Here is a 13,590-nt window from a genome sequence, read left to right on the forward strand (position 1 = left end):
ATGCTCCTTTGCGAACGGTCGACATGATGAATGCCAACACGGCCGTCGTCGGCCTGCCCGCGGCGCTGGCCGTTCTTCGCCCCGGCCCGCACGCGTGCAGCGGCTGACGGATCGGCGAAGGAAGGGCAACGCCCGGGCGTCCGGCGAACTGCGGCCGTGGACGATGCGCCGCCTCCCCGCGGCGCTGAACCCCAACGTCTCGGCCGGTATCCGGGCTGACGAACACGCCGCTTCGCCTTCCCGGATGCGCGGCATCCAGTGGCGGTCGTCCGCATGCGGCAGGCATGCGGCGAAGCGGCGCTGCATCGCGCTGGGCGCGACGCGTTCGCTTACCGTTGCGGGGGCAGCACAGGATGGCCCGACTGCGGCGCAGGCAGGCTCCCTGTTTCCCGTTTAACTGCGCGCGCCGGAGGAGCGCGCGCGAGCACCGAAACGCGTGCGAGTGTAGGCGGCGGTGCGGGGAGCGTCAAGGTAAAGGCGGAACGGCCCGCCGCGGCGCGTCCGGCGTGGTGGCGGCATCGCACCGGGGGCGCTTGCGGCGCCCGCGCGGCGGGTTCGCGCGGGCCGACCGCTGTGCTATCGTATGCGCCGCGTTCGGTGCTCGCATGCGCATTCCGCGCACGCAGTTAAACGGGAAACAGGAGGCGGAAGTCCGCCCGGCCTGTGCTGTCCCCGCAACGGTACGCCGCCCGCGCGCCGCGGTTCCCCCCGCACGCGCCCAGGCCGCCCGCGATGCCACTGCCCTTCAGCGGGCGGGAAGGCTGCGGCCTGGCAAGCGGCCAGCCCGGATACCGGCCGACGCAAGGGGCGAGCCCGCTGCTCGCCGAACGCCCGATCCGCGGGGGACGGATGGGGTGCGCTTTCCGCCCGCGTTCGCGCGGGCTTCGCCCGATCCGTCATGCCTTGCCTGTCCGCCGGCCGCCGATGCGCCGCTCGCTGTCCCCTTTCCACTGCCACGACACGGTGTGCGCCGTGCCGCGTCCGATGAGCCGCGCCTGGCTCGTCGGCGCCGGCCCCGGCGACGCCGATCTGCTGACGCTGAAGGCCGTGCGCGCGATCGCCGCGGCCGACGTGCTGCTCGTCGACGATCTCGTGAACCCCGATGTATTGCGCCATGCGCGCGCCGACGCGCGCATCGAGCACGTCGGCAAGCGCGGCGGCCACGCGTCGACGCCGCAGGAAACGATCGTCGCCGCGATGCTCGCGCATCTGCGCGCGGGCCGCAGCGTCGCGCGGCTCAAGGGCGGCGATCCGTTCGTGTTCGGCCGCGGCGGCGAGGAGCTGCTCGCGCTCGGCGCGGCGGGTTTCCCGGTCGAGGTCGTAAACGGCATCACGGCAGGTATCGCGGCCCCGGCCGCACTCGGCATTCCGGTCACGCATCGCGGCGACGCGCAGGGCGTGATCTTCGTCACGGGCCACGGCGCGGGGGCCGACGAGCCCGACTGGCGCGCGCTGGCCGCGACGCGGATGACGATCGTGATCTACATGGGCATACGCCGGCTCGACACGATCGTGGCCGCGCTGCGTGACGGCGGCGTGTCCGGCGACATGCCGTGCGCGGCGATCGAGAACGCGACGCGCGACGGGCAGCGGCACGCGCTCGCGACGCTCGACACGGTCGTCGAACGCGTGGGCGCCGCCGGTATCGGCTCGCCCGCGATCGTCGTGATCGGCCGCGTCGCGGCGCTCGCCGACGATCCGGCGGTGCGCGCGGCGCTCGGCGGCCGCGCATGATGCGCGTCGCGCTCGGCGTCGGTTTCCGCGCGGGCGTGACGGCCGCGCAACTCGATGCCGCGATCCGCGCGGCGCTGGCGCGCTACCCGGGCGCCGAGCCGGCCGTCGTCGCGACGCTCGCCGACAAGGCGCGTGCCCGGCCGCTGCGCACGCTGTGCGCACGCCGCGGCTGGCCGCTCGTCGCGTTCGACGCGGCGCAGCTCGCGCGGTGCCCCGAACCGGCCTTGAGCGGCCCGTCGGCTGCGGCGCTCGCGCGTTTCGGCGTCGCGGGCGTGGCCGAGCCGTGCGCGCGGCTCGCGGCGCCCGATGGCCGGCTGCTCGGCCCCAAATCCATCCGGGACGGCGTGACGGTCGCGCTCGCCGGCCCGCTCTGAACCTTTTGTTTCGCTTTCGACAGGACGATTCCCGATGAAGACCGATGCCGAATCCCATCAGCGGATGACCGAACGCCGCCGCGCCGGCCATGAAAAGAAGCAGGCTGCCGCCACGCTGGAAAAGGGCCTGCTGATCGTCAATACCGGCAACGGCAAGGGCAAGAGCACGGCCGCGTTCGGCATGGCCGTGCGCGTGCTCGGCCATGGCATGCGGCTCGGCGTCGTGCAGTTCATCAAGGGCGCGCTGCACACGTCCGAGCGCGACTTCCTCGGCGCGGTCGCGCAATGCGACTTCGTGACGATGGGCGACGGCTATACGTGGAACACGCAGAACCGCGACGCCGACATCGCAACCGCGCGCAAGGGCTGGGACGAGGCGCGCCGGATGATCGAAAGCGGCGAGTACCGGATGGTGATTCTCGACGAGCTGAACACCGTGCTGAAGTACGAATACCTGCCGCTCGACGAAGTGCTCGCGACGCTCGTCGCGCGCCGGGAATCGGTGCACGTCGTCGTCACCGGGCGGCATGCGCCCGATGCGCTGATCGACGCAGCCGACCTCGTCACCGAAATGCGGCTCGTCAAGCATCCGTACAAGGAGCAAGGCGTGAAGGCGCAACCCGGCGTGGAGTTCTGAGCGATGCCGGCCTGCCCCGCGCTGTTCGTCAGCGCGCCCGCGTCCGGCCAGGGCAAGACGTCGGTGACGGCCGGCCTCGCGCGGCTGCACCGGCGGCTCGGCCGGCGCGTGCGCGTGTTCAAGACCGGGCCGGATTTTCTCGATCCGATGCTGCTCGAACGCGCGAGCGGCGCGCCCGTGCACGCGCTCGACCTCGGCATGGTCGGCGAAGCCGGCTGCCGCGCGCTGCTCGCCGATGCGGCGCGCGACGCGGACCTGATCCTGATCGAAGGCGTGATGGGGTTGTTCGACGGCACGCCGAGCAGCGCCGATCTCGCGGTCGCGTTCGGCGTGCCGGTCGTCGCGGTGATTGCCGCGAAGTCGATGGCGCAGACGTTCGCGGCGATCGCGTTCGGGCTCGCGCGGTTCCGGCCGGAGGTGCCGTTTCACGGCGTGCTGGGCAATCGTGTCGGGTCGCCGCGACACGCGGAACTGCTGCGGCAGGCGCTGCCGGACGACCTGCGCTGGCTCGGGCACGTGCCGGCCGATGCGGGCATCGCGCTGCCGGAACGGCATCTCGGCCTGCACCAGCCGGCCGACATCGACGATCTCGACGCGCGGCTCGAGCGCGCGGCCGACGTGCTCGCGCAGACGGCGCTCGCCGAATTGCCGCCGGCCGTCGCGTTCGCGGAGCCGGACGTTCACGCCGCGCTGCCGCGCGTGCTCGCCGGCAAGCGGATCGCGATCGCGCGCGATGCCGCGTTCTCGTTCATCTATCCGGCCAATCTCGCGCTGCTCGACGCGCTCGGTGCGCAGCTGACGTTCTTTTCGCCGCTTGCGGACGAACCCGTGCCCGACGATTGCGATGCGCTGTTCCTGCCGGGCGGCTATCCGGAGCTGCATGCGGCGACGCTCGCAGCGAATGCCGTGACCGCGCGGACGATTCGCACGCACGCGGCGGCCGGCCTGCCGATCGTCGCGGAATGCGGGGGGATGGTGTATCTGTGCGAATCGCTGACCGACGTGGACGGCGCGACGACGCCGATGCTCGGACTGTTGTCAGGCCATGCGACGATGCAGCGCCGGTTCGCGGCGCTCGGGATGCAGCAGCTGGACACGCGCACCGGGCCGATGCGCGGTCATACGTTTCATTATTCGCGGCTCGATACGCCGCTGGCGCCGGTGGCGACGGCTGCGCGTCCCGACGGCGGGCCCGGAAGCGGCGAAGCCGTATATCGCGCGGGCCCGATCGTCGCGACCTACATGCACATGTACTGGCCGTCGAATCCGGAGATGGCGGCCGCGCTGTTCGGCGGCACGGCATTCTGACGAAAAATACCCCGGGACACCGCGCGGCTGCGCGGTCAGGGTTTTTCGCGGCCCGGCGCTTCCGAGCGCGAAGTCCGGATCACGGTGCCGTCGGGGGAGAAATGCGCGTTGAACATCGCGTCGCCCGATACGCCGCCCTCGGCCCAGTGCCAGCTCCACACTTCCTCATGGCTCAACGCGTATTGCGCGACCTCGGTCGGCTTGCCGAGCAGTTGCCGTACGTCGTCCTTCGACATCCCCGGCACGACCTTCGCGATGTTCGCCGCCGTCAGCGCCTGCGTGATCGACACGAGCCTGCCGTCGGGCCCGAAATCGAGCATGTACGTGCTCGTGCCGTACGGGCCGCGCGGATACTCGAAACGCTGCGAGCCGTCGTCGCCCTGCCGGACCATCTCAGGCTTGCCCGCCTGGCGCAGCACGTCCTCGGTCGTCGAGACGCCCGGCTGCAGATTGCCGAACGCCATTGGATCGGGCTTGATCGCATTCACCGCGTCAGCCACCTTCTGGTCGTCGCATCCGGCCGCCAGAACGCCGACCGCGCAAGCCGTCAGCACGGTCAGAAACTGTTTTCGCATGTCGTCCACACCTGTATTCATCGAGCCGATCCGGCGTCGCGCGCAGCGTAGCACGCGGCCCGTGCCGTCGATGTCAAGGAGCGTCAAATTCGCGTGAGCGCTTTCCAATGGAACAGGAGCCTGGGCGGGGGTTTGCGGTAGCTCTTGTGTAGCGCCTTTGGCGCGTTTCCAATGCGTCCCGTGCGGCCGGTGTCATGGCCGCGCGGGCGTGCACCGGGCGGCGGTGCCCACGTCGATGCGCCGCGGCGTCACACCAGGAAGGTCTCCGCCAGCTTGACCCAGTACGATGCGCCGATCGGCAGCGCCGCGTCGTTGAAGTCGTAGCCGGGGTTGTGCACCATGCAGCCGCCCTCCCCGTCGCCGTTGCCGATGATCAGGTAGCAGCCCGGCCGCTTCTCGAGCAGGAATGCGAAATCCTCGCTGCCGGTGAGCGGCACCATCCCGTCGATCAGGTTCGCTTCGCCGACCCACCCGCGCGCGACGCCGCGTGCGAACGCGGTCATCTCCGCATCGTTGACGAGCACCGGATAGCGACGCTGGTAATCGATCGTCGCGGTCGCGCCGAACACGGCCGCCTGCGCATGAACGACTTCCTTGATGCGTGTCTCGAGCAGGTCGCGCACCTCGGGCTTCAGCGCGCGCACGGACAGGCGCATCTGCGCACGGTCGGGAATCACGTTCGGCGCCTCGCCCGCGTGGATCGCACCGACCGTGACGATCGCCATGTCGAGCGGCGATACGTTGCGCGAGACGATCGTCTGCAGCGCGATGACGATCTGCGCGCACACGACGACCGGGTCGATCGCCTTGTGCGGCACCGCGCCGTGGCCGCCGCGCCCCTGCACGTCGATGGTCACGGTATCGGACGACGCCATGAACGGCCCGGGCAGGAAGCCGAACTTGCCCGTCGGGAAGCCCGGCATGTTGTGCATCGCGAAGATCGCGTCGCACGGGAACTGCTCGAACAGCCCGTCGTCGAGCATTTTCTTCGCGCCGCCGAGCCCTTCCTCGGCCGGCTGGAAAATCAGGTTCAGCGTGCCGGAAAAGCGGCGCTCGCGCGCCAGGTGCTTCGCGGCCGCGAGCAGCATCGCCGTGTGGCCGTCGTGACCGCACGCGTGCATCTTGCCGGGGATTGTGCTCTGGTACGGCAGGCCGGTCGACTCGTGGATCGGCAGCGCATCCATGTCGGCACGCAGGCCGAGGCGCTGCGTGCCATTGCCCACCTTCAGCTGCGCGACGACGCCCGTGCCGCCGAGCCCGCGCTGCACCGTGTAGCCCCACGCCTGCAACTGCCCGGCGACGAGATCGCTCGTCGCGAATTCCTCGAAGCCCAGTTCGGGGTGGGCATGAATGCGGTGCCGGATCTCGATCATTTCGTCGGCGAGGCCTGCGGGGATCACGCTGTGCGTCACGGTGTCGTCTCCTGGGTTCCGTGGGGAATGTGCAGGCAAGGATAGTCGGTTGAGCGGCAACCGGACAGACAGAAAGTCGTCGCTGAGACAACCTTGAGTTGCCGGTCTATCCTCCGGCACAAGACGAATCGCACGGCGGGAGGAAACCGGCCATTCGGGCGACTGCCGGCCACGCATCGGGATGCGGGACACTGCGAGTTCGTCTTGATTTCTCGGGTGGGAGTGCACGTTGAGTTCCGTTCGTCATTCCGGAATAATCCCGTCCCATCAAAGGGTTGAGCGTTCTTGTTCATTTTTTGACGGTTGTACATTTTTTGTGTACGCTGGCAGAAAAGTGAACAAGCGATCCACCCCGATGCCCGAGAACGCCACCCTGCCGATAGCGGAACAGCACGTGCTCGACGAAGCCTGCGCCGCGTTCGAACGCGCGACCCGGCGCTTCCGTGCGCGGCCCGTGCGCGTGCCGGCCGCCTATGACGCGCATGCCGACGCGATGATCCGTTTCGCCATTGCCGGGCAGGCCTTCGAGATGCCGGCGGCGGTGAGCGTCGGGGTCGAATCGGTGCAGGACGCACGCGCGGCGCTGCGCCGGCGCGGCGGCGCCCCGCTGCCCGGCGAGCGGCCGCTGATGCTGGTTGCGCCGTACGTATCGGTCGAGCTGGCCGCCCGCCTGACCGATCAAGGCATCCCGTTTCTCGATACGGCCGGCAATGCGTGCCTGATCCAGCCGGAAGCGACCGTGATGATTTCCGGCCGGCCGAAACCCGCCCGCACGCCGCGCCGGCAGGCATCGCGCGCGACGACGCCCAAGGGGCTGGCCGTGATGTTCGCGCTCGCGACGCAGCCGGGCCTCGTCGCGCAACCGTACCGGGCGATCGCTGCCGCGTCGGGCGTCGCGCTCGGCACGGTCAATCTCGCGATGGACGACCTGCTCGCGCGCGGCCTTCTCGCACAGCGGCGCAACGGCGAACGGCTGATGCCCGACTGGCCGCGCTTCATGCAGGAATGGGTCGCGCTGTATCCGAGCCGCCTGCGCGCGAAACTGCCCGCCCGGCGGTTTGCCGCGCTCGCGCCCGACTGGTGGCGCGGCTTCGATTTCGCGGCATTCGACGCGCGGCTGGGCGGCGAACCCGCGGCCGACTTGCTGACGCACGACCTGAAGCCGGCCGCGATCACCGTCTATACGCATGGCGCCGTGTCGAACCGCCTGCTGCTCCAGGCACGCCTGCGCCCGGACGAGCGTGGCGACGTCGAGCTGCTCGAAGCCTTCTGGCCGCCGTCGCCGGCGCTCGACTGGCGCGAGCAGGACGTGCCGCTCGTGCCGCCGCTGCTGATCTACGCGGATCTCGTCTCGTCCGGGGACAGTCGCAATCTCGCCGCCGCCGAACACATCCATGACCGATACCTCGCCCGCCCGCCCGCTTGAAGTCGACGCGCGCCGGCCGCTCGAGCCGGCGGCGGTCGCGCTGCTGCAGGCGGTCCGCGCGGCCTGCGCGCAGCTCGACGCGGCATTCGTCGTCGCGGGTGCGACCGCGCGCGACATCCTGACGTGGCATGTCCACGGCATCCGCCCGGTGCGTGCGACGCGGGACGTCGACGTCGCGGTGTGCGCGGTGAGCTGGCCGTTTCACGAACGGCTCGTCGACGCGCTCGTCGCGACCGGGCGATTCGCGCGTGCGCCGAAGCATCAGCAGAAACTGCTGTTCGACAGCGGGACGCAAGGCTTTCGCACGGAACTCGATCTCGTGCCGTTCGGGCCGCTCGAAACGCCGCCCGGCGAAATCGCGTGGCCGCCTGGCGGCGATTTCGTGTTGAATGTGCTGGGCTTTCAGGAGGCGATTGATACGGCGCTGGTCGTGTCGATCGCGGCCGACGTCGCGGTGCCGGTGGCGAGCCTGCCGGCCCTTGCGCTGTTGAAGTTGCTCGCGTGGAAGGACCGGCGCGCGCGCCAGAACAGCGACGCGTACGACCTGTTGTTCCTGCTCACGCATTTCCACGACGCAGGCAATCGCGAGCGCATCTGGGACGTGGCGCCCGACCTGCTCGAGCAGCACGGTTTCCAGCCTGAGGTGGCGGCGGCTGCGCTGCTGGCGCGTGATGCGCAGCGGATTGCTTCGCCGCCGACGTACGATGCGATCCGCGCGCTGTTGTCCGACGAAGCAATCTACGCGACGCTCGGGCAGGATCTGCAGGCCCGCGCGTTCGCGCTGCTGCCGGGGGAATTCAGCGCGGACGCCGACCGGTATCTCGACGCGTTTCGCAGCGCCTTCCTCGCGGATCCGCCTGTTCCTCGCGTGTGACGTGCGACCGCGCGGGCGCCACGCCATCGCGCATTCACGACCTCAGGCCGAGGCCGCCCAGTCTTCGAGCGACAACCCCGCGACGCGGCCGAACTCGCGACGATTGTTCGTGACGAGCACGGCACCGGCCGCGATCGCGTGACCGGCGATCGACGCATCGTTTGCGCCGATCGGTGTGCCGCGCGCGGCGAGGTCGGCGCGAATCGCCGCCGTTGCATCGACCGCCGCGGTATCCCACGACAGCACGCCGTCCAGCCGAGCGACAAAGGCCGTCACGAGTTCCGCATGCTTCGGCGATGCCTTTCTGCCGACCGCGCCGAACCGCATTTCCGCATAGGTAATCGCCGACACGACGATCCGGTGCTGCGCATTGACGCACGACTGCAGCCGGGACAACACCACGGACGGTCGCTCGCGCATGATGAACGAACAGATGTTCGTATCGAGCATGTAGAGCGTGGTCACCGGCCCGACTCCGTCGGTGCGGCGTCATCGGCGCCGGACAAGTCGAAACGGCCGGACTCGACGACGGCCGGGCGCTCGACGAGGAAGTCGGCATCGGCCAGCGGTTCACTCGCGAGCGACAGCCACGTCGGCCGCACCGGCCGCAGCAGCAGCGTGTCGCCCTCGCGGCGGATCTCGAGTTCCGTCACCCCCTCGAATTCCATGTCCTTCGGGATGCGGATTGCCTGGTTACGGGCGTTCTTGAAAATGGAAACGGTGCGCATGAGCCACTCCAAGGGAGTACGATGCGTCCATTCTAGGCATATGCTGGCATATGTCAATATCGGGCGGCGCGGATGCGGGATCGCGCCTGATGCTGTCGCGGGTGTGCTTGCCATGTCGTCACGACCTGTCTGCGATGAGGGAGCGACCATTCTTCCTCATGCCGCCCACCCGATCCATATCCCGAACGGCCGATGCGCGCCCCCTGCAAGCCGCGCGAAACGTCGACGCTTGCGAATCGACGTTTCGACGAATCGACACTTCGCGCCCCCGTCCCCGTCACGGCAACCGGAAAGTGTCGAAGAATGTTTCGCGCTCCATCACGGTAAGCGCCGCGCGCTTGTGCGGGAAATCGAACTCCTTCAACGTATGGAACCCGAGCCGGTGCATGTACGCGATATGCCGCACGTGATCGACGCGCGGCTCGCCAACGAGCCGCTGCGTGCGCGGTTCGTCGACGAACATGTAGTGCAGCACCCCGCTCCACCATGCATGCAGCTTGCCCGCGCTCTGGAAGCGCGAGTCGCCGATCAGCAGGTGCAGCCCGCGATCGTAGTCGTGCGCGTCGTAGAACGGCGCGAGGCGGTCCTCCTTCGCCCAGTAGAACTCGAAATAGCCGAACGGCGTGTCGTCGAAATAGCCGATCATCGGATGCATGTGCGGATCGGCGAGCCGCTCCGCGAGATACGCGGCGTGCTCGTCGAGCGTGCCGCGCTGATCCCAGAAATGCGCGACGCGATCGAGGTTCATCCAGTCGCTGAACAGCTGCGCATGTGCAGCGATGTCGACGGTGCGCAGGCTGAACGTCATCCCGACCTGCGGCATGTAGCGCGCATAGATCTCGCCGGCCGGCGACGGCGGCCGCACCGGGTGCCGGTGGCCGTTCGTGATCGTGTAGCGCAGCGGCATCCCGCCCGACGCGGGGGCCTTCAGCCACGGCCGCGGGTTCTGCCAGAACGTCGCGCGCGATGCGGTGACGCGCAGCCGGTCGCCCGCGATCCGCGCGCCGTCGATCACGCCTTCGCGCACCGCGCGCGCGACGTACGACGCGACGGCCGCCGGATCGGCGCCGCCGAGCGGCACCGACACCGTCGCCGCGTCGTGCCGCGTGTCCGTGTTGAACAGCGCGACAAATTCCGCGAGCAGCGCCGCCGGCGGATCGCCGGGCCGCCACGCGTCGAGCGTGCGCTCGACGGCGGGCGGCTCGTGCCCGTGCGCGGCGCCGTCGAGTGCCGCGGCCACCTCGCCTTCGACCGCGTCTGCCGCGTTGGCCGGTTTCGTCAGCGTGTCTTCCATCACAGTGCTCCCGCGTCGTGGCGGTCGGCGAGGATGTGCAGCCCCCGCTCGAGCGCCGGAAACAGGCTGCGCTGGAAGTTGTTCCAGCGCAGTTCGAGAATCGTGTCGTCCGGCGCGATCGGCGTGTCGAGCACGTCGCAGATCACCTCGCCGGAATCGATGCCGTTGTCGACGTAGTGGAACGAGGCGCCCGTCATCGTCACCGGTTCGACGCGCGAGGTCGCGCCGCTCGCCCAGTCGACCCGTTCGCCGCGCGCGCCGTGCAGCGCGTCGAGCGTCGCCCACGCACCGCGCCGCTGGTACGGCGAAGCGTCGGCCGTAATGCCGGGGTGGATGTTCGCGATGCGGCGGTGAAAGCGCGCGCCGGGACGCACGAGCTCGTCGAGGATCACGAGCAGCCCGTCGAGCACGACCACGTCGGCGTCGAGTTCGAGCAGGCGTTCGAGCAGGCGGCGCTCGAACGCCTGCTTGCCCGTCACGCGCTCGCGCGCGTCGCGCGGCAGCCGGCGGTACGTCGATGCAATCGTGCAGAACAGTTCGTCGACCGGCCGGCCCTGCACCGTCAGCCCGTCGGGCAGGATCCACGGGCGGCCCGGCGTGCGCGCGAAGCCGTAGTCGGCGACCTTCGCGCGGTCGGCCGGCGAGCCTGCGTCGTCGTCGACGATCACGCCCTTGAGCGCATAGCGTTCGCCGAGCGGCGAGTCGTTCAGGCGTTCGACGAGGAATTCGAGCGGCGCCTTCATGTAGCGCGTGCCGCCCCGGTAGGCGACCGGCTGGCCGGCGCGATCGGCCGCGCCGTTGCGCAGCGACTGGATGTAGACGAGATTTTTCTTCGGCATGGAGGCGTCGTGGAAAAAACGGACGACGGCGCCGCGGCCCGCCCGCGCCGGCCCGAAGGCCGGCCGGCGCGCCGCGGCGCGCGGCGTCACCAGTTGTATTTCGCGGTGGCGAGCACCGTGCGGTCGGTCCCGAAAATGCAGACGCTCGTCGACTGGCAACCGCTGATGTAGTGGCGGTTGAACAGGTTCGTCCCGTTCACGGCGAAGCGCCAGTTGCGCGTGTCGTAGTGCACGCCCGCGTCGAACAGCGTGTAGCTCGCGACCGTCAGCGAGTTGTCGGCCGCACCGGCCGACGCGCTCTGGTAACGCACGCCGCCGCCCAGGCCGAAGCCCGTGAGCGGCCCCGTGTGCCACGTCCAGTCGGCCCACAGCGACGCCATCTGGCGCGGTCGCGGAATGTCGACCGGCCAGTTGTTCAGCGATGCGTCGTTCGCCTTCACGTTCTTCACGTCCTGGTAGACGTAGGACGCGATCAGCGACAGGTTGCGCGTGAGCTTGCCGGTCGCGTTCAGCTCGATCCCGCGCGAGCGCACTTCGCCCGTCTGGACCGACGTCGTGCCGGACGAATCGAGATTGAGCGGCGTCGACGTGAGCACGTTGGTCTGGTTGATCTGGTAGATCGCCGCGCTCAGCATCAGGTTCTTGCCGGGCGGCTGCCAGCGCAGGCCGGCCTCGATCTGCTTGCCGCGGGTCGGCTGCGGCAGGCCGCCGCCGTACAGGTTCACGCCGATCAGCGGGTTGAACGACGTCGCGTAGCTGACGTACGGCGACAGCCCGTAGTCGCCCTGGTAGGTGAGGCCCACGCGGCCGGTGAACGCACTGATGTCGGCCTTCGACTGCGTGCCGCCCTCGCGGTCGTCCATCCGCTGGTTGACCCAGTCCTCGCGGCCGCCGAGCGTCAGCGTCCAGCGGTTCCACTTGACCTGGTCCTGCACGTACAGCCCGAACGTGTTCATCGTCGTGTACGTGTTGGTACGGTACGTGGTGTTCGGCGGCGAGAACACGGACAGCGTGACGGGCGTGTAGACCGGGTTGTAGATGTTCAGCGTCGGCGCGGCGGCCAGCCATTCGCTGTCGGTCGCGGTCTGCCGGTTGTACTGGAAGCCGAGCAGCAGCGTGTGCTCGAGCGGCCCCGTGCCGAAGCGGCCCTGCAGGTTGTTGTCGATGTCGAAGCGGCTGTAGTTCGTCTGGAACACGCCGGCCCAGCGGTTGATGTCGGTCAGGCTGCCGTCCGCGAAGCCCGCGCCGAACACCGAGCCGTTGTCGAGCGACAGGTGCATCCAGCGCACGTTCTGGCGGAACGTCCACATCGAATTCAGATTCCGCTCGAACTGGTAGCCGAGCGACCACTGCTTCTTGCGGTAGTAGTTGAAATCCGGATCGCCGCCGTAGACGTCCTTGTCGAGCTGCCCGTTCGGGTTCGGCAGCACCGTGCCTTGCGCCGGCAGGAAGTTCGACGAGATGTCGCCCCAGTCCTGCAGGTACGTGGCGGACAGCGTCAGCGACGTGTCCGCGTCCGGACGCCAGCGGAACGACGGCGCGAGCGCGACGCGCTGGTCGTTGTTCGGGCCGGTCAGCGCGTTGCCGTCGCGCGCGACGCCGACGAACCGGTACGCATACTTGCCGTCCGCATCGAGCTTGTCGCCGACGTCGATCATGAACTGCTTGCGCGCATAGTTGCCGAACTGCACGCCGGCTTCGCGCACGCGCTCGCCGTCGGCCGTCTTGGTCTGCACGTCGATGATCGCGCCCGGGTCGCCGGCGCCGTAGAGCACCGACGTCGGCCCGCGCAGCACGGTGATGCTGTCGATCATGTACGGATCGACGCGCCAGCTCGACAGGTTCAGCGTGTTCGGCACCTGCAGGCCGTTCACGTACGCGGTCGGCGTGAAGCCGCGCAGCGCCGCGTACCAGTCGGAACGGTTGTCCGAGCCGTACGACGAGAAACCCGGCACGTAGCGCAGCGCCGCGTTCACGTCGGTCGCGCCGGTCATCTCGATCTGCTGCGCGGTGACGATGTTGATCGTCTGCGGGATTTCGTTGATCGACGTATCGGTCTTGGTGCCGGTCCGGCTGCGCTTCGCGACGAGCCCGACCGTGCCGTCGCTTTCTGAGCCCGCGTTGACGTTGATCGCCGGCAGCGTGCCGGTCGTCGAGCCATTCTGCGCGCCGGTCGACGTGCTTGCCGCCGCACTGGCCGCCGCACCGTTCTGCGCACTGCCGGCCGACGCCGCGGCACCTGCGTTCACGGCCGGCGCCGTCTGGGCGTATGCATGCCCTGCCGCCATCCCGAACGCCACGCTCGCCGCGGCTGCGATCGCACGCACACGCGTGCCTGTTGCCCACTCCATCTTTCTCTGCTCCACTTTCTTGATGCGGTCTCCGACCG

Annotated in this window: 13 protein-coding genes and 2 riboswitches; of the genes, 6 read left to right on the forward strand and 7 right to left on the reverse strand. The window is 69.4% G+C overall.

The genetic code is table 11. From position 1 onward, the window contains the following. Window positions 1-183 precede the first annotated feature (183 nt). Window positions 184-447, reverse strand: a riboswitch (cobalamin riboswitch). Window positions 448-578: 131 nt separating this feature from the next. Further along, window positions 579-815: riboswitch (cobalamin riboswitch) on the forward strand. A 109-nt stretch (window positions 816-924) separates the two neighbouring features. Genes cobA through U4012_RS15165 form a run of 4 tightly spaced genes read left to right on the forward strand, consistent with a single transcriptional unit; the run spans window position 925 to window position 4,053 of the window. Then, window positions 925-1,734: a uroporphyrinogen-III C-methyltransferase gene (gene cobA / locus U4012_RS15150; RefSeq protein WP_415750380.1), complete on the forward strand. Its 810-nt coding sequence runs from the start codon at window positions 925-927 to the stop codon at window positions 1,732-1,734. Beyond that, complete coding sequence (locus U4012_RS15155; protein ID WP_124892200.1) at window positions 1,731-2,108, forward strand: cobalamin biosynthesis protein; 378 nt, start codon at window positions 1,731-1,733, stop codon at window positions 2,106-2,108. Before cobA ends, U4012_RS15155 begins: the two co-directional genes overlap by 4 nt. A 34-nt stretch (window positions 2,109-2,142) precedes the next feature. After that, on the forward strand, window positions 2,143-2,745 hold the full coding sequence (gene cobO, locus U4012_RS15160; protein ID WP_321799607.1) for a cob(I)yrinic acid a,c-diamide adenosyltransferase: 603 nt from the start codon (window positions 2,143-2,145) through the stop codon (window positions 2,743-2,745). 3 nt (window positions 2,746-2,748) lie between these two features. Next, window positions 2,749-4,053 carry a cobyrinate a,c-diamide synthase gene (locus tag U4012_RS15165; protein WP_321799610.1) on the forward strand — a complete coding sequence of 435 codons (1,305 nt, stop codon included), beginning with the start codon at window positions 2,749-2,751 and terminating at the stop codon, window positions 4,051-4,053. Window positions 4,054-4,088: 35 nt separating this feature from the next. Here the strand turns inward: U4012_RS15165 and bamE are convergent, their stop codons facing one another. Continuing rightward, complete coding sequence (gene bamE / locus U4012_RS15170) at window positions 4,089-4,628, reverse strand: outer membrane protein assembly factor BamE domain-containing protein (RefSeq protein ID WP_321799611.1); 540 nt, start codon at window positions 4,626-4,628, stop codon at window positions 4,089-4,091. A gap of 248 nt (window positions 4,629-4,876) precedes the next feature. After that, entirely contained in the window at window positions 4,877-6,040 is a 1,164-nt protein-coding gene (locus U4012_RS15175; RefSeq protein WP_124485510.1) for a M20 aminoacylase family protein, read from the reverse strand. 355 nt (window positions 6,041-6,395) lie between these two features. Between U4012_RS15175 and U4012_RS15180 the strand changes: the two genes are divergently transcribed. Next, the gene (locus tag U4012_RS15180) at window positions 6,396-7,466 is read left to right on the forward strand and encodes a type IV toxin-antitoxin system AbiEi family antitoxin (RefSeq protein ID WP_321799803.1); all 1,071 of its coding nucleotides are present in this window, start codon (window positions 6,396-6,398) and stop codon (window positions 7,464-7,466) included. Next, complete coding sequence (locus tag U4012_RS15185) at window positions 7,435-8,340, forward strand: nucleotidyl transferase AbiEii/AbiGii toxin family protein (RefSeq protein WP_321799614.1); 906 nt, start codon at window positions 7,435-7,437, stop codon at window positions 8,338-8,340. The genes U4012_RS15180 and U4012_RS15185 overlap by 32 nt, the downstream gene beginning before the upstream one ends. Before the next feature lie 42 nt (window positions 8,341-8,382). Here the strand turns inward: U4012_RS15185 and U4012_RS15190 are convergent, their stop codons facing one another. From U4012_RS15190 to U4012_RS15210, 5 genes are all read right to left on the reverse strand, one after another. Beyond that, entirely contained in the window at window positions 8,383-8,805 is a 423-nt protein-coding gene (locus U4012_RS15190) for a PIN domain-containing protein (RefSeq protein WP_082088439.1), read from the reverse strand. Further along, the gene (gene vapB, locus U4012_RS15195; RefSeq protein WP_044843570.1) at window positions 8,802-9,068 is read right to left on the reverse strand and encodes a type II toxin-antitoxin system VapB family antitoxin; all 267 of its coding nucleotides are present in this window, start codon (window positions 9,066-9,068) and stop codon (window positions 8,802-8,804) included. The genes U4012_RS15190 and vapB overlap by 4 nt, the downstream gene beginning before the upstream one ends. Window positions 9,069-9,345: 277 nt before the next feature. Next, a complete protein-coding gene (locus U4012_RS15200) occupies window positions 9,346-10,362 on the reverse strand; it encodes a GNAT family N-acetyltransferase (protein ID WP_321799618.1) in 1,017 nt (338 codons plus the stop codon). Further along, window positions 10,362-11,201, reverse strand: coding sequence for a formyltransferase family protein (locus U4012_RS15205; protein ID WP_124485516.1), 840 nt, complete (start codon window positions 11,199-11,201; stop codon window positions 10,362-10,364). Before U4012_RS15205 ends, U4012_RS15200 begins: the two co-directional genes overlap by 1 nt. An 86-nt stretch (window positions 11,202-11,287) precedes the next feature. After that, a complete protein-coding gene (locus tag U4012_RS15210) occupies window positions 11,288-13,552 on the reverse strand; it encodes a TonB-dependent siderophore receptor (RefSeq protein ID WP_321799621.1) in 2,265 nt (754 codons plus the stop codon). Window positions 13,553-13,590: the final 38 nt, after the last annotated feature.

This window comes from Burkholderia sp. BCC1988 (assembly GCF_905339895.1).
GTDB lineage: Bacteria > Pseudomonadota > Gammaproteobacteria > Burkholderiales > Burkholderiaceae > Burkholderia.